Here is a 17,175-nt window from a genome sequence, read left to right on the forward strand (position 1 = left end):
TCTAAAAGTTTCCTTTTTCTCGCCGTCACTCTCACTTCAGTTTATGCTTCTTGACTTGCGTCAGCCCTAGAATAATCAGTGTATCCTTTTTTTCCGGTTGTGTAGAAGGTGCTTTCATCCCATTCGGATAGTTCGCTATTGTTTTCAAAACGCTCCACCAAATCAGGATTCGACACATAAGGCTTTCCGTAAGCAACCAAATCTGCTTCACCACGTTCAATGACCGCGTTACCTTTCGCTTGGTCAAATCCCGCATTAATCATTAAAGTTCCCTTGTACATAGGGCGGTATCTTTTGGCAATTTCTGTCTCAGCAAATGAGATATCGGAAACGTCATTAAAGGGCTCAGAAAGATGTAAATAGGCCAAATCGTAGTCCTTACCCAATCTGTTGATAATGTAATCAAAGGTGGGAATGGTCTCCTCATCCATAGTCATTCCAAAAATTCCGTGTAGCGAAGGATTCAGGCGAACACCAATTTGGTTTTCTGGCATTACGGATTTTATCCCATCAATTATTTCAAAAAGAATACGGGATTTATTTTCATCTGAACCGCCATATTCGTCAGTTCTCTTGTTTGAAGTACCGTTAAAAAACTGGTGTAGTAAGTATCCGTTTGAAGCATGAATTTCAACGCCGTCAAAACCAGCCTCCACTGCATTTTTTGCAGCCGAAACGAAATCCGCAACCGTTCTCGTAATATCCTCCTTGGTCATTGCCTTAGGCTTTACTGTTTCTTTTTGACCCTCGGGTGTATATACACTAGCTTGTGGATTCAGCGCTGATGGGGCCAAAGGTAAATTCCCATTGTGGAAATCGGGATGGGAGATACGTCCGACATGCCAAAGTTGAATGTAGATACGACCTCTTTTTTGATGTACCCTTTCGGTTACTTTTTTCCATCCAGCAACTTGCTCTTTAGAATGAATTCCTGCAGTATTGATATACCCAACAGCTTCTTTAGATATTTGAGACCCTTCCGTAATGATTAAACCGGCACTTGCTCTTTGGGAATAATAGACTGCATGCAGGTCTTCTGTTGGACTATTGTGCTCATTTTCAGCACGACTACGCGTCATCGGCGCCATTACTATTCTGTTTGGGAGTTGAAGCTTTCCCATAGTAAATGACTTTAATAATTCTTGTTCAATTTTCATAGTAGCAATCATTTTTTGAATTTATTTAAATCACGACTTCCCGATATATCGAATCTTCTATATGCAAATTCGACTCTTCTTCCTAGAAACTCTATGTCGCAATGTTCTCCTATATAAGACTTAAGTAATAATGTCATCTTTTCAAGGTGAATTCAAAGCTAGAGCGATTCTAAAGGTCATTCTAACTGTATCGATAAAATTGCTGTCTTAAATGGGTGAATTTTTTATTCTATTGAATCACTGTATGTACCTTTTCAAAAAACTATTTTCAAGATTTTAAAATTGTTATAGAATGAAGACCACAGCTAAAAGTGATAAAGAGCAAAAGGAAAAATTTGTAGAAGAAATAGTAGAAAGCGAAAGTGAAAGCAATGGACAAAAATCTCAAGAAGAAATTTTAGTAGAACAACTGAGTGAAGGAATGGAAACCTTTGAACAGAAATCCCGAAAAATTTTTATCAGTTCTACCGCTGCAGGTCTTGAAATCGGATTTAGCTATTTGTTAATCGCAATTTTGTATACCTTTCTAGCGGATAAGTTTTCTCTAAAAACACTACCGTATATTGTTGCCTTTGCCTACCCCGTCGGTTTTATTATGGTGGTTTTGGGCAAATCGGTTTTGTTTACAGAACAGACTTCGCTGTTAGCATTACCCGTACTACATGGAAAGCGTACCATAACTGAGCTCTTAAAATTATGGGGTTTGGTTATCATAGGCAACTTATTGGGGGGAGCGATCATTGCTTTGATAATTTGCTCTGTAGGTACATCAATGGGTATAATTTCTGCTAAGAGTATAGCGGATATAGCGTTGCATGTAACACATCAAACTACCTTAACGATTTTAGGAAGCGCTACACTAGCCGGCTGGCTTATGGCGCTATTATCTTGGCTTGTAACATCATCAAACGAGACTATCAGTAGAATTTTCATTATCTACATGATCACCGCAGTTGTTGGCTTCGCTGGCTTTCACCATAGTATAGTGGGCAACATAGAAGTCTTGTCCGGATTAATTTTCACGAGTTCAATATCTTGGGTAGACTATGTTACATTTCAAGTTACCGCACTGGTCGGAAATGCATTCGGAGGAGTGTTCTTCGTTGCACTTTTAAAATACAGGGCATTTTCCGCAAATTTTCAGTAGACCAGATGATACTGAAAGCAAAAAAAGGAAGTTTAGCCAAAAGACACAAACTTCCTTTTTTTTCTTTTTCAATTATTTTCCTTCGTCACTGTTCACTTTACAAGAAAGGAGTTTCGAAAGATAGTGCAGTGCCATTAAAAGCTTTTTCGCGATATTTCTGTACCTGTTGGAAGGCTTACATTGCCTTCATCTTCTGCAGTGACAAAAATTGCTTTTGGTTCAAAAGCCGAAACGGTTTCAAGCTCAACCTTTTCACCGTTTTCGGGATTTAACTGACCTACATTTTTGATTCCGTTTCATCAGTTTCAATCCATACTACGTAGGTTTCTCTTGATGGAGAAAGTCTATCAGCAATGGCCAAGTTCTTCGCTGTAAGCTTTATCGTAAAATTATTATTGCCATCTTGTTTTTTTACCACCGTAATCTCCGCCGCTGGAACTTCATTAGACACGGGAAGTTGGATGGTTGAACCACATGAATTCAATAACAATAAAAGGGTAATAATAAATGCTGTATTTCTCATATTCTGGTTTTATAAATCAATTTAAAAATTATTTTTGCTGGCAGAAAAAATTCCACTGCTGGATGTTTATTCTACTTTCCTTCAAAATTAAGGGATTCACTTTAGCATTATAATTCCAAATGAATAAAATATTGATTCAAAAGCGAATGTTGAAAGAGATACTCACTAGCAATTTTTCAATTTGTAGATGAATTTGCATACTCTAACGATAGTTTTACAGGAAATTGAAACTTTTAAGAATGATTCAAATTCCCGGTGTGTTGAAGATTGTCTTCTGAAAGAAGTATTATCGGAATGGAGGAGAATTTGCTAGAAGTAAGTCCTAAATGCATTAGATTAATAAACAAGCATGTATTAGCTATAGAGACAAACCTTTACCCCTATTCTTGTTTTTACCTTTTCTCTCAGCCTTAGACTTTATATTTCTAATTTGAACAGATTTAGCAAGTACTTTATTTTTTGAAAGTGCTACCTCATGAATATAATGAAGCATTCCGGCCTGTATCGCATTTGTTGAATTTTGTGAGGAATCTTGGCCTTTGAACATTGGGGTTTTCAAGTTCAATTCCTTGGCAATTTCGTACCCTAAATTAAATGCCTTTTTATAATCCGAATCAATCCTAGTCTCCATAATTATACATTAAAAGGTTTCACGAGCGTAACTTTCCAAGTATTCATTTAGCGAATCACGGTCATAAAGAATTATTTTCTTTTGGGGCTGGGTAAACCTGATTTTGCCTTCATCCCTTAATTTCTGCAAAGTTGTCGTGGATTTTATCCTGAGAATATGCATTGCTTCCTCGCCATCTATCCATTTATCCGGCATATCCCTTCTCTTGGCTTCAACGTGGTCGATTACCTTATCAAACAGGGCATAGAAAGCTTCTTCTTGTAGACAGACTACTTGCATAATCAGGAGAGGATGTTATAGTTTACAACAACTAAAAATTAATTATAAACTTCAAAAGCCGACAAATTATTGGGTGAACGGTTTAAAAAATCTATTAAATGAAATACTTGAAGGTAGATGACCCGTAGATAAACAGTAGATTAGAATCAAATAATTATCCTTCGGATAGGACTTTTCATTTTTGCCGATGAAACTATCAGGAACTTCTACTGAAGAATTAGTTGATAAATCAATTTAAAAAAAGCACGCTGAAAACTAAAAAGACAGTTACAAATAAATATAACCTTCTGATTTTACCCCCCCTTTTGGGATTGAACCAACGACCCTCTGATTAACAGTTGATTTTATCTTGGTTAAAATCTTTTTCCCTGAAAGTATTTTTAAAAGACCTGTGTCTGTTGAGAAGCAAACTAACCCAAATGTACCTATGTTGTACCTGAAATAAAAAAGCCGAGACATAAATCTCGACTTTCTCCTAATTTACCTTAGGTGGGAATCGAACCCACACTCCAAAGGAACTGGATTTGGACTCAGTAGTAATTCTGTTTTAACCCTTTATAATAAAAAACTCTTTAGGGAAAATGAGAAGCTCCAGAAAAATGAATTTCCTTGAAAGGTCTTCCTAGATTCGAGTCAGTATCCCTGTCCGTCAGCTCAATCATTTCCTTCATTTATTTCATATACTTAATTGTCCGCTTTTTCAAATAGACAAAACACTTATTTGTTTGTCCATTGTTTGACCAAAACAAAAAATCCGTCTTCTAAAAGTCGGATTTTCCCTTTGTTCTCGAAGAGAGACTCGAACTCTCAAACCTTGCAGCACTAAATCCTAAGTCCGGCTTTACCAACTCCAGTAGCTATTTATTTCGCTACACATATAAAAATCCAACATCCAGATTGCGTGCAATCCGCGTGCAACCAAAAAATAAAAAAGCCTTCCAATTTCTTGAAAGGCTTGATTTTACTAAGTGGGCCCTACTGGATTCGAACCAGTGACCCCCTGCTTGTAAGGCAGGTGCTCTGAACCAACTGAGCTAAGAGCCCAAATAATCAATTTTTTCCTCTATCCGTCATAATTTTATGACAGCGGCTCTGAACCCCGTTCGAATGGATGAAATCCTTTCATCCGGGCGGGCAACTGAGCTAAGAGCCCTATAAAGATTTTCACCATACCACTATAGCAATAGCTTTCAGGCGGGTGCAAATATACTATAGTTTTTTTGTCGGCCAAAAGAAAAAATACGAAAAAATCAAACCACCTCGGCCACAGTAAATGTACTTCCCCCAACGAAGATAAAATCCGTGTTAGAGGCATGGAGCAGTGCATTTTTTAAGGCTTCCGAAACAGAGCTATACATTTCACCCTCTAGCCTAAATCGAGAAGCTTGGTCCTTCAAAATAGAGGCGTCCAATCCTCGAGGAATATTGGGTTTGGCAAAATAATATCTTGCATTATTGGGAAAAAGTGGAAGAACGGTTTCCAGATTTTTCTCCTTTACAAAACCAAGCACAATATATAATTTATCAAAATTCTGCTGTTTTACTTGATCAAGAACAATGGAGAGTCCTTCACGATTATGGGCCGTGTCACATACTACCCTTGGGTTTTGTTGTAGCACTTGCCATCTCCCCAACAGTCCTGTATTTTCTACGACATTCTCAAACCCCCTTTGGATATGTTTCTCTTCAATCTTAAAACCTTTAAGCTCCCTTAAAACGGCCACTACACCTTTAGCATTTTTAGATTGGTAATTGCCCGGAAGGGATGTCCCATATTCTTCCTGTATTCTTTGGTCCGCAAATACAATCCTTGCATTACGTTCCGATGCAATTGATTTAAATACATCGGCAATTTCTTGCTGGTATTCGCTGATTACCACCGGAACCTTCTCCTTAATGATACCGGCCTTTTCTATAGCAATTTTTGGTAAGGTATCTCCAAGTATGTCGGCATGGTCCATCCCAATGTTGGTAATCAAGGAAACTTCCGGCACTATAATATTCGTGGAATCCAATCGCCCTCCCAAACCTACTTCGACTATCGCAATGTCCACCTTGTTTTGGGCAAAGTATTGAAAAGCCATTCCGACGGACATTTCAAAAAAAGAGAACTGATGTTTTTCAAAAAAAAGTTTGTTCTCGTTTACAAAATCGACGACAAATTGTTTATGAATCGTTTCCCCATTGATCCTGATCCGTTCTCCAAAATCTTTGAGATGTGGTGAAGTATACAATCCAACTTTATAGCCCGCCTCTTGTAGAATGGACGCCAACATGTGGCTACTACTACCTTTGCCATTGGTTCCGGCAATATGGATACTCTTGAATTTTTTTTCGGGATTATTTAGACGGGCAGAAAGGACCTTAATGTTATCCAATTTTCCATTGAAAGCCACTTTACCTTTTTGTTGGTACATGGGTAGTTGGGCGAACATCCAATCCAAGGTTTCCGCATAAGTCACTTATTCCCCTAATTTGAAGTTGACCACCACAAAACCAATTTGTTGGCTTGGAGCATTGGAATCCAGGTTCCATTTGTGCTTAAAAGCTGTCTTTCTGGCTGGATCCAATAGACAAGGATCATTATTGGTAGTTCCTTTTACGCCCGGTGTAGCACTTACTACATTACCATTTCTATCCACAACGATTTTAACGACTACCCTCCCCTCCTGGTTACAGTTCTGTTTTTCTTTGCCCTTGCTGACCAAAGATCTTCCGTTAAGTCCGTAACCTCCTGTGCCGCTACCAGAGCCCGGACTTCCATAATAACTTGTAGCATAGGGATCACCTTCAGGTGAGCCTTTGTCACCGGCTATATTATCATCCCCTTCCGAGCCGGAAGCATTGCCATCGGATTTGTTAATACCACCAATAAGTTCGTCCAATTTTTTCTTTTTGGCCTCTCGTTCTTTTTGGGCCCTTTCCTCGGCTTCACGTTTCTCACGAGCTATCCGCTCGGCTTCGGCCTTAGCTTTTTTAGCAGCTTCATCCGCCTTTCGCTTTGCTTCCTGTGCCTTTTTTATTTTGATGGATTCCTCGTTTTCCTGGGTAAGGACTTTTTCGGCAGCCGGCTCCTTTTCCACTACCTCTTCTTCCACTACCTCTTCCGGCACGGCGGTTTCTTGAACTTCTTCAGGCTCATTGGGAGGTTCTGGGATATCAACTGGTTCGGATTTTATTTTTTCTTTGGGTTGCTGGTTGCCCATTCCAAAATCCATAGTCCCGAAATTTACGGAAATACCATTTTCAATGGGAGGGTCCATGTAGGTGAGGCCTATATAGAATAATATAAGCAGTAACACACTTAACAACAAAGTGGTAAGCGTGAATGATTTTTTCTTGTGTCTCGTATCTAAAAATGACATTAATTGGGTCGCACGGCCAGAATAACTTTATAGTTATTTCGGTTCGCAATGTCCATAACGTTCACTGCCTCTCGAATAGCTACACTTTCTTCCGCCCTAAGAATGATAGTCGGTTTCTCCTGTCCTTCTAGTGCCTTTTTTAATTCAATTTCAATATATTCTCCGTTAATTCTTTCGTTGTTCACAAAATATTGCAAGTTTTTATCGATACTTACCGAAACGTTTTGTGTGTTTGTCGATTTCCCTTTGGCCTTGGGCAAAAGTAAATCCAGTGCATTGGGCGAATTGGCGGTAAGCATGAAAAAGATAAGCAAGAGGAAAACAATATCCGTCATGGAGGACATGCTAAAATCAGGGCTTACCTTATTTCTTCCTTTCAATTTCATAGTCCCGGATTAAAGCGGTTCGTTCAACAAATCCAAAAATTCCACGGCATTGGCTTCCATTTTATGAACCACCTTATCCGTCCTGTTCACCAAATGGTTATACCCTATATAAGCTATAATCCCTACGATAAGTCCTGCTACGGTAGTTGTCATGGCCGTATAAATTCCTGAGGCCAGGGAGCCCATTTCAGCTTGACCTCCGCTGCTGGCCATTTCATGGAACGCCAAAATCATACCAATAACCGTTCCCAGGAAACCTATCATCGGTGCCGCACCGGCCACAGTGGCCAGAATACTTACATTTTTCTCTAGCTTGTAAACCTCCAAAGTACCTGCATTTTCAATAGCGGTATTTATATCGTCCAAAGGTTTTCCGATACGGGAAACTCCCTTCTCGGTAAGTCTGGCAACTGGTGAATCGGTCTGGGCACATAAAATTTTAGCAGCTTCCAGTTTGCCACTGGTGACATGGTCCCGAATCTGGTTCATGAAGTTTTTGTCGATTTTGGATGCAGCCTTTATAGCGAACAGTCGTTCAAAATAAATGTAGCATGCTACAAATAGAAGTACAAATAGTACGGAGATAATAACGACACTACCTGTGCCCCCGTTTAATATCAGATCCATTACGGAAAGTGTCTTCTCCTCGGATACCACTTCTCCCATTTCTGGATCCTGAGCAAGTTTCAGAAACAATAACATAAATTTCTTAAGTGTTTAGATTTGCCATAATAACGGCATTTTATCGATAAAATTATCCGTGAAGTACAAAATCACGCAATAAAATAAATACGACGGCTCCAGCCAAAAATCCAGCGAACGCCAACCATGCAATTTTTCTTAAATACCAGAAGAAATCTATTTTCTCCATACCCATGGCAACCACGCCCGCTGCAGAGCCAATAATCAACATACTACCACCTGTTCCCGCAGAGTATGCGATGAAATGCCAAAGCGGACTGTCCAATCCCTCAGAGAACATTCCCATACTGGCAGCCACCAAAGGTACATTATCGATTACCGCAGATCCTATGCCCAAGAGCATTACAACAATATCGGTATTGGGTATGGCCTGATTCATACTTTCCGCATAATGAAACAACAAACCTAGGGATTCCAAAGCGGCAACGGCCAACAATATCCCCAAGAAGAATAGGATACTGGGCAATTCTATTTTGGAAAGTGCCTTGTGGACCGGACTATGATGGGCCGCCTCATGATGTCCTTCATCCGTGGCAGAACTGATACTGAACTTGGCATTGCTGTAAATTTCGGCAAAAGTAGCCACAACTGCCAAGGAAAGCATCATACCTACGTATGGAGGCAAATGGGTAATTGTCTTAAAGAAGGGTACAAAAACTATGGAGCCCAATCCCAAATACAACATTGTAGGGCCAAATTTTGATTTTGGTGTTTCTATTTGATTAATGTCCGTCTCAATATTCCCCTGAAAGGCCTTGAATCTGCCCGCAATAAATGTTGGTACAAGCATACAGATAATGGAGGGCAAAAGCACATGGATTACCAACTGCGCAGCGGAAACCTTGTCCGCTATCCACAACATGGTGGTAGTTACGTCCCCAATGGGTGACCATGCCCCTCCAGCATTGGCATTTATGATAATTAAACCTGCGAACCAAAGGCGTGTCTCCCGATCTTTGATTACTTTTTGTAGAATGGTAACCAACACAATGGTGGCCGTTAGGTTATCAATAATGGCCGAGAGTATAAAAGCCAAAATGGAAAATAACCATAATAGCTTGCGCTTGCTTCGGGTCTTTATATAGCCCTTTATAGTGGCAAACCCGTCAAAATAATCAATGATTTCAACAATGGTCATAGCGCCCAAAAGGAAGACCAGTATTTCAGCAGTTTTTCCGAGATGATGGAGCAACATCTCATCCAAGTGACTAGGCTCTAACTCCTTGAGCTCGGCATTTACCTCAAATACAGGCATATGCGTCAAAGCAATGATAGCCCATAATATGGCCATCATAGCTAAGGCCGGTATTAACTTATCAATTTTAAGGTTGTGTTCTAAGGTAATGGCAAGATAGCCTACAAGAAATACGATAATAATTATGGTCTCCATACTCGGTCGGTTTTAGTTATACTAGCTGTTTCAATGCAATTTCAAATCCCGTTCTGCTCAAATTTATTTTTGAAGGATTCTGCTTAAAGATATTCAAAATTGCCTTTCTAATGGTATTGGAAGTATCATTAAATATCAATTCATCATCTATTCCCACTCTTTTCTCCATAAAGTAGGCAAAAACACGAGCCATACCGCAATTGGATATAAAGTCCGGAATAAGGCTAACCCTACCATCTGTATATTCCATTATGGGGCCAAAGAAAATCTCTTTGTCCGCAAAAGGCACATTGGCTCCGCAGGAGATGACCTCTAGGCCAGTGTCCATCATTTTGGCAATCTGTGCTTTGGTGATCAACCGGGACGCCGCACAGGGAGCAAATATTTCAGTAGGCAGTTCCCATATGCTTTCCTTTACCTCGTCAAAAGGAATCATTTGGTTTGCCGGGGCCATGAGGTTATTCCCCTTTTTATTTAGAAAAAAATGCTTGATCTCGTCAAAAGTAAATCCTTTTTCGTTGATGACCCCTCCTGTCCTATCCAATATGCCAACAATCTTTGCGCCCATTTGGGAAAGATAGAAAGCCGCAGCCCCCCCAACATTGCCAAAGCCTTGGACCACAGCTCGTTTTCCCATGACATTACCTCCAAAAATATCATAATAGTGACGAATGGCTTCGGCCACCCCAAAACCGGTAATCATATCCGCTACCGTATATTTTCGGGAAGTATCGGGAGAATATCTATCACTTTCAAGGGGTTTTATGACCCCGAGCCGCAATTGTCCTATCCTATTAATCTTATCTGCCTCTGTAGGTCTAAAATGGCCATTGAACACCCCCTCTTGTGGATGCCAAACTCCAACATCTTCGGTTATTGGAATCACCTCGTGGGTTTCATCTACATTGAGGTCTCCACCTGTGCCATAATAACTTTTGAGCAAAGGGGATACGGCATGGTACCATCTTTTCAACACCCCTTTTTTTCTCGGGTCGTTCGGATTGAAATTTATGCCTGATTTTGCCCCACCTATCGGGGGGCCTGAAATCGTGAATTTCACTTCCATGGTTTTGGCCAGGGAGAGGACTTCGTTCATATCAAGTCCCTCACGCATGCGCGTTCCCCCACCAGCGGCCCCACCCCTAAGTGAGTTTATAACCGTCCATCCTTCGGCCTCAGTTTCAGGGTCTTTCCAATTAAAAACGATTTCTGGCCGCTTATTTTCATATTCTTGAAGTAGTTCTTTCATTACTATAGATCTAAAATGTATGTGACTTAGAATACATGTATTATGTAAAACTTTTCATTATTCTGCTGTTCCCCTAGGATGTAGCTAATGCTGTCTCATACTATTTTTTCTTAAATCAGTTTGAAAGATGACCGGTAACAAAGATAAAAATTTGGCATCGGTTTTGACATGTTTTACAGTTCCTTATCACAAAAATTAACCGTATAAAAAATAGCTCGTAAACCTATTCTGCATTAAGCCCCGTAACCTTATCTTTGTTACAGAAAAATAAGTGACTTTTTATGGATTTTACCTTATCCGAAGAACAATTGATGATACGGCAGGCAGCCCGAGATTTTTCCCGGAACGAACTACTTCCTGGAGTAATTGAACGTGATGAAGCGCAAAAATTTCCGACAGCACAAATAGAAAAAATGGGGGAAATGGGCTTCATGGGCATGATGGTAGACCCCAAATATGGCGGCAGTGGATTGGACACCATATCCTATGCCATTGCCATGGAAGAGTTTTCAAAAGTGGATTCGTCGGCATCCGTAGTGGTTTCCGTAAATAATTCCTTGGTCTGTTGGGGACTGGAAACCTTTGGTAGCGAGGCCCAAAAAGAAAAATATTTAAAGCGCCTGGCAACAGGTGAGATTATTGGCGCATTTTGCCTTTCCGAACCAGAAGCTGGTAGTGATGCTACCTCACAAAGGACTACGGCCATTGACCAGGGGGACCATTATGTACTTAACGGCACCAAAAACTGGATTACCAACGGTAATACGGCCGAAGTTTATTTGGTAATAGCCCAAACGGATAAGGAAAAAGGCCACAAAGGCATCAATGCCCTAATCGTAGAAAAGGGGATGGAGGGTTTTGAAATAGGGCCCAAAGAAAATAAACTTGGGATTCGGGGAAGTGATACCCACTCCCTTATTTTTAATGATGTAATTGTACCAAAGGAAAATCGAATAGGCGAAGATGGTTTTGGCTTCAAATTTGCCATGAAAACCCTTGCGGGTGGTAGAATCGGAATTGCCGCACAGGCTTTGGGTATTGCTTCAGGAGCCTATGAACTGGCATTAAAATACTCCAAGGAGCGCAAAGCATTTGGGACGGAGATATCCAATCATCAGGCCATCGCCTTTAAATTGGCGGACATGCATACACAAATAGAGGCGGCCCGCCATTTGGTATACAAGGCGGCATGGGACAAAGATCAAGGGAACAATTATGACCTTTCCGGTGCAATGGCCAAATTGTATGCCTCCCAAGTGGCGATGGAAACAGCGGTAGAAGCAGTTCAAATACATGGAGGTAATGGTTTTGTAAAGGATTACCATGTAGAGCGGTTAATGCGCGATGCAAAGATTACCCAGATTTATGAAGGCACTTCCGAAATTCAAAAAATCGTTATCTCAAGGGATATTTTAAGGGATTGATACATAAACGAATCAGGGCCATGTTTGCCTACCGTAACGAATAAGGGGCTTACTTTGTTTTATTTCCGCATTAAATGTGTTGCCCCTCTAAAAACACAGGGGGTATTTGTTATAAATATCCAAAACAGGACGACTTACCCTATAAAATCTTTTCAAAGCCTTTTTGGATTTCTTAAATTTATCATTCTAATAAATTAAACCAATCAAAAATTCGTTTTTGAATATTTTTAAGCATTTTATTCTAATTGTTGAATTTTATTTTGTCTTTTTTTTGATTCAATACAAATAATTCATCAATAATGCTATTTTTGAAGAAATGCCATAATGTTTGGAACATACTCTTTCAAACAAGTACATCTACTGAAAGGTGCACTAAATTGTATAGGGCCCTTAACAAACTAAATTGTATCAGATGAAATTGAAGAAGCAAGGGTTATACCTACCGGAATTTGAACATGACAACTGTGGCGCAGGGTTCATCTGTAGCCTTAAGGGGAAGAAATCCAATGACATTATTCACAAGGCCCTAGAGATACTGGATAAATTGGAGCATAGGGGTGCCGTAAGTGCCGATGGAAAGACAGGTGACGGAGCAGGTATCCTAATAGACATTCCCCATGATTTCTTTAAGGATGTTTGCAGTTTTGATCTTCCTGAGCCGGGGGAATATGCCGTGAGTAATGTTTTTTTGCCCCAAAAAGAAAACCAGCGTAATTTCTGTATTTCGGCCCTGGAGGAAAATATTAAAAAACAAGGACTCAATTTGTTGGGTTGGCGCAATGTTCCGGTAAATAAGTCCGTACCCGGCCGCATTGCCATGGAAACAGAGCCTTTTGTAAAACAGATTTTTGTCGGAAAAGAAAATGCGGAGCAAACCTATTTTGATTTTAACATAAAGCTTTTTATAGCCCGCAAGGTCACCGAACATACCATCATTGAATCCAAACTTTCTGAGAGTAAATTCTTTTACATACCTAGTCTCTCCACGAAAATCATAATTTTTAAGGGCCTATTAATGCCCAAAGACATCAGTTTGTATTACAAGGACCTGATGAACCCCAAAGTAGTGACCAGATTGGCCTTGGTACACCAAAGGTTTTCTACCAATACTTTCCCAACCTGGGATTTGGCACAACCTTTCCGCTATATGTGCCATAATGGTGAAATCAATACCCTCCGCGGCAATGTTTCAAGGATGCGTTCAAGGGAGAGTCTGCTTCAAAGTGATTTGTTCGGCCCACAAATAAAGGAAATACTTCCTATTATCCTTCCAGGAAAATCAGATTCGGCGACCATGGATATGGTCGTTGAGCTTTTGCTGATGACAGGCAGGTCTTTGCCGGAGGTTATGATGATGTTGGTTCCTGAAGCTTGGGAAAAAAATTCGGAAATGTCCGAGGCCAAACGTGCCTTTTATGAATACAATTCCTGTGTAATGGAACCTTGGGACGGACCTGCTTCCATTCCATTTACAGATGGAAATTACATAGGTGCAGTTTTGGATAGGAACGGATTGAGACCTTCTCGATATTCGGTAACCAAGGATGGATATGTAGTAATGTCCTCGGAAACTGGAGTCGTCGAATTGGAGCCGGAAAATATAGAATATCACGGTAGACTGGAACCTGGTAAGATGTTCTTAGTGAACATGGAAGAGGGAAGAATAGTGAATGATGAGGAAATAAAGGAAGAAATTGCTCAAAGACATCCCTATAAGAAATGGTTGGACAATAATTTGGTGCATTTAAGGGATATCCCTTACAATGATTGCCCCTTGTTCTTGGGCGAAGCAACATTGGAAAAGCGGAAATCTGCCTTTGGATATACCTTGGAAGATATCAATACCATAATCCTACCTATGGGGAAGAATGCCAAGGAGCCCATTGGCTCCATGGGTTCTGATACCCCCATAGCGGTACTTTCGGAACGTCCCCAATTACTCTATAACTATTTTAAACAGCTTTTCGCGCAGGTTACCAATCCTCCTTTGGATGGTATTCGTGAGGAATTGATTACGGATATCAGCCTCACCTTGGGTATGGACCACAACATTTTCGACATTACGGAGTACCACTGCAGAAAACTAAAAATCCAGAACCCTGTGATTTCTAAGGAGGATCTGGACAAAATAAAGAATTACGACTCCAGTCCGGATTATAAAGTGGTCTCCATTCCCATTTTATATGAAGTGCAAAAAGGTCATAATGGTTTGGAAGATGCCCTGCAATCTATTTTGGATCAGGCCTCCAAGGCCATTGATGAAGAGGCCAACATCATTATTCTATCCGATAGATATGTTAGTGCCGAAAATGCACCAATTCCTGCCTTACTTGCCTGTTCCTATGTAAATAGTGGGTTACAACGATTGGGCAAACGCTCGAAACTCAGTATTATCGTCGAATCCGCCGAACCTAGGGAAGTACACCACTTTTGTCTCTTGTTCGGATTTGGGGCAAGTGCAATAAACCCATACTTGGTAAATGAAATTATTGGGGAACAGATCGAAGAAAATGATATTACTGAATTCACTTTCGAAGAAGCCATTGCCAATTATAACAAGGCCATCGGTAAGGGAATCTTAAAAGTGATGAACAAAATAGGTATCTCTACGTTGAATTCATACCGGGGTTCACAATTATTTGAATGCATTGGCATAAATACCAAAGTAGTTGACAAATATTTCCCCAATACGCCCACGCGAATTCAGGGTATCGGATTGTACGAGATTGAAAAAGAAATTGCGAAGAGGCATAATAAGGCATTTAGCAAAAAAGAAGTGGCAGCGACCCTGGATTTGGAAATTGGTGGGGAATATCGTTGGAGAAGGGATGGCGAGAAACATATGTTCAATCCATTGTCCATTGCCAAGCTTCAAAAAGCCGTTCGTAACAATGAGACCGATACCTATAAGGAATTCTCCGAGATGGTGAACGAGCAGTCCAAAAATCTAATGACCATTCGGGGCTTGTTTGAATTTTCCAATTTTGACCCAATTCCCTTGGAGGAAGTTGAACCGTGGACGGAAATCGTTAAGCGTTTTAAGACCGGAGCCATGTCCTACGGGTCCATAAGTAAAGAAGCCCACGAAAACCTGGCTATAGCCATGAACCGTATCGGAGGGAAGAGTAATTCTGGCGAAGGTGGGGAAGACGCCGAACGATTTTATAGAAACGCCACAGGGGACTGGCGTAACAGTGCTATAAAACAAGTAGCTTCAGGAAGGTTTGGGGTAACCTCCAACTACCTTACAAGTGCACAGGAAATACAGATTAAAATGGCTCAAGGTGCCAAGCCTGGCGAAGGTGGGCAACTTCCTGGCCCAAAAGTAAATCCTGCCATAGCAAAAACAAGAAACTCAACCCCCTATGTAGGACTAATTTCACCCCCCCCCCATCACGATATTTATTCCATTGAAGATTTGTCCCAATTGATTTTCGACTTAAAATCCGCCAACAGAAAAGCACGGGTCAACGTAAAATTGGTTTCCGAAGTTGGGGTAGGAACCGTGGCGGCAGGAGTTTCAAAGGCAAAAGCTGATGTGGTACTTATTTCCGGGTTCGATGGAGGTACAGGAGCCTCACCCTTGACTTCCTTAAAACATGCCGGACTCCCATGGGAGTTGGGAATAGCCGAAGCGCAACAGACTTTAGTTCTCAATGACCTTAGAAACCGGATCGTTCTTGAATGCGATGGACAGTTGAAAACAGGTAGGGATGTGGCAGTAGCCTGCCTTTTGGGGGCCGAGGAATTTGGTTTTGCCACCGCACCTCTAGTAGCTTCAGGGTGTATTATGATGCGTGTTTGTCATTTAAACACTTGTCCAGTGGGCATCGCGACCCAAAACCCGGAATTGCGTAAGAAGTTCGAAGGCAAACCCGAGCATGTGGTCAATTACATGTATTTTGTGGCCCAAGAGCTTAGGGAAATCATGGCCCAATTGGGCTTTAGGACCGTAAATGAAATGGTCGGGCAAGTGCAAAAATTAGATCGAAAAAAGGCCATAGAACACTACAAGGCGGCAGGAATTGATCTTACACCAATTTTGTACCAGGTAGATGTCCCAACCGGTACCAAATTCTACAATACACAGAAACAACAGCATGATGTGGACAAATCCATTGAATTTGACATCATAGCACAAGCACATCCGGCCTTGTTCCGAAAAGAAAAATTGACTTTGGATTTCCCCATACACAACACGGATCGTGCAGTAGGAGCCATTATTAGCAATGAAATATCAAAAATATACGGTGCGGAAGGGCTCCCGGAAAATACGTTAAAGCTCAATTTTACGGGCTCTGCGGGACAAAGTTTCGGAGCTTTCGCCACAAAAGGATTGACGATGGTGGTCAATGGAAACACCAATGACTATCTGGGTAAAGGGTTGTCCGGTGCCAAATTGGTCATTAAAGTTCCGTACAAATCTACTTTGCAGCCTGAAGAAAATGTCATTACAGGAAACGTAACCCTGTACGGTGCAACGTCCGGCGAAGCCTACATAAATGGAAAGGCAGGGGAACGTTTCTGCGTCAGAAACTCCGGTGCTAAGGCAGTAGTTGAGGGAATCGGGGATCATGGTTGTGAATATATGACTGGTGGTATAGCTGTAATTCTTGGTGAAGTAGGAAGGAATTTTGGTGCTGGAATGAGCGGTGGTATTGCCTATGTTTTTGATGAGAAGAATACATTTAGGCAAAAATGCAATACGGAAACCCTAAACCTCTTGGAGGTAGATGAGGACAATGACGTAAAACAGCTTAAGCAACTTATAGAAAATCATTACAATGCTACCCTTAGCCCGTTGGCCCAGCGTATTTTGGAAGATTGGGAACAGAGTCTTCCCAAATTCATCAAGGTATTCCCTGAGGAATATAGGCAGGCTTTGATACGTTTGGAAAAAGAAAAGTTGGAAACTATATAAA

The 17,175-nt window shown here is 40.9% G+C and carries 13 protein-coding genes and 1 tRNA gene; 3 read left to right on the forward strand and 11 right to left on the reverse strand.

The window, feature by feature from the left end:
* Positions 1-41: 41 nt before the first annotated feature.
* On the reverse strand, positions 42-1,157 hold the full coding sequence (locus tag D7Z94_RS21355; RefSeq protein WP_120713651.1) for an alkene reductase: 1,116 nt from the start codon (positions 1,155-1,157) through the stop codon (positions 42-44).
* A 292-nt stretch (positions 1,158-1,449) separates the two neighbouring features.
* Here D7Z94_RS21355 and D7Z94_RS21360 point away from each other — a divergent pair, with 292 nt between their 5' ends.
* The gene (locus tag D7Z94_RS21360) at positions 1,450-2,304 is read left to right on the forward strand and encodes a formate/nitrite transporter family protein (RefSeq protein WP_120713652.1); all 855 of its coding nucleotides are present in this window, start codon (positions 1,450-1,452) and stop codon (positions 2,302-2,304) included.
* Between the two features lie 277 nt (positions 2,305-2,581).
* Here the strand turns inward: D7Z94_RS21360 and D7Z94_RS21370 are convergent, their stop codons facing one another.
* The 10 genes from D7Z94_RS21370 to D7Z94_RS21415 form a co-directional block, all read right to left on the reverse strand.
* On the reverse strand, positions 2,582-2,827 hold the full coding sequence (locus D7Z94_RS21370; RefSeq protein WP_120713654.1) for a hypothetical protein: 246 nt from the start codon (positions 2,825-2,827) through the stop codon (positions 2,582-2,584).
* A 358-nt stretch (positions 2,828-3,185) separates the two neighbouring features.
* A complete protein-coding gene (locus D7Z94_RS21375; protein ID WP_120713655.1) occupies positions 3,186-3,458 on the reverse strand; it encodes a hypothetical protein in 273 nt (90 codons plus the stop codon).
* Positions 3,459-3,467: 9 nt separating this feature from the next.
* Positions 3,468-3,737 (reverse strand): helix-turn-helix domain-containing protein, encoded by a 270-nt coding sequence (locus D7Z94_RS21380; protein WP_120713656.1) that lies wholly within the window; start codon positions 3,735-3,737, stop codon positions 3,468-3,470.
* Positions 3,738-4,706: 969 nt separating this feature from the next.
* Positions 4,707-4,781, reverse strand: a tRNA-Val gene (locus D7Z94_RS21385).
* 206 nt (positions 4,782-4,987) lie between these two features.
* Positions 4,988-6,199 (reverse strand): bifunctional folylpolyglutamate synthase/dihydrofolate synthase, encoded by a 1,212-nt coding sequence (locus D7Z94_RS21390; protein ID WP_120713657.1) that lies wholly within the window; start codon positions 6,197-6,199, stop codon positions 4,988-4,990.
* Complete coding sequence (locus D7Z94_RS21395) at positions 6,200-7,102, reverse strand: energy transducer TonB (RefSeq protein ID WP_120713658.1); 903 nt, start codon at positions 7,100-7,102, stop codon at positions 6,200-6,202. It lies immediately after the preceding gene.
* Positions 7,102-7,488 (reverse strand): ExbD/TolR family protein, encoded by a 387-nt coding sequence (locus tag D7Z94_RS21400; RefSeq protein ID WP_120713659.1) that lies wholly within the window; start codon positions 7,486-7,488, stop codon positions 7,102-7,104. Before D7Z94_RS21400 ends, D7Z94_RS21395 begins: the two co-directional genes overlap by 1 nt.
* A gap of 9 nt (positions 7,489-7,497) precedes the next feature.
* The gene (locus D7Z94_RS21405) at positions 7,498-8,190 is read right to left on the reverse strand and encodes a MotA/TolQ/ExbB proton channel family protein (RefSeq protein WP_120713660.1); all 693 of its coding nucleotides are present in this window, start codon (positions 8,188-8,190) and stop codon (positions 7,498-7,500) included.
* Between the two features lie 52 nt (positions 8,191-8,242).
* On the reverse strand, positions 8,243-9,580 hold the full coding sequence (gene nhaD / locus D7Z94_RS21410; protein WP_120713661.1) for a sodium:proton antiporter NhaD: 1,338 nt from the start codon (positions 9,578-9,580) through the stop codon (positions 8,243-8,245).
* Between the two features lie 16 nt (positions 9,581-9,596).
* The gene (locus D7Z94_RS21415) at positions 9,597-10,829 is read right to left on the reverse strand and encodes a Glu/Leu/Phe/Val dehydrogenase dimerization domain-containing protein (RefSeq protein WP_120713662.1); all 1,233 of its coding nucleotides are present in this window, start codon (positions 10,827-10,829) and stop codon (positions 9,597-9,599) included.
* A gap of 281 nt (positions 10,830-11,110) precedes the next feature.
* On the opposite strand from D7Z94_RS21415, the gene D7Z94_RS21420 reads away from it, so the two are divergent.
* Together D7Z94_RS21420 and gltB are read left to right on the forward strand one after the other, a co-directional pair.
* Positions 11,111-12,253 (forward strand): acyl-CoA dehydrogenase family protein, encoded by a 1,143-nt coding sequence (locus D7Z94_RS21420; RefSeq protein WP_120713663.1) that lies wholly within the window; start codon positions 11,111-11,113, stop codon positions 12,251-12,253.
* Positions 12,254-12,665: 412 nt separating this feature from the next.
* Positions 12,666-17,174, forward strand: coding sequence for a glutamate synthase large subunit (gene gltB, locus D7Z94_RS21425; RefSeq protein ID WP_120713664.1), 4,509 nt, complete (start codon positions 12,666-12,668; stop codon positions 17,172-17,174).
* The last annotated feature ends 1 nt before the right edge of the window (position 17,175 follow it).

It is taken from the genome of Ulvibacterium marinum, assembly GCF_003626755.1.
GTDB classification, from domain to species: domain Bacteria; phylum Bacteroidota; class Bacteroidia; order Flavobacteriales; family Flavobacteriaceae; genus Ulvibacterium; species Ulvibacterium marinum.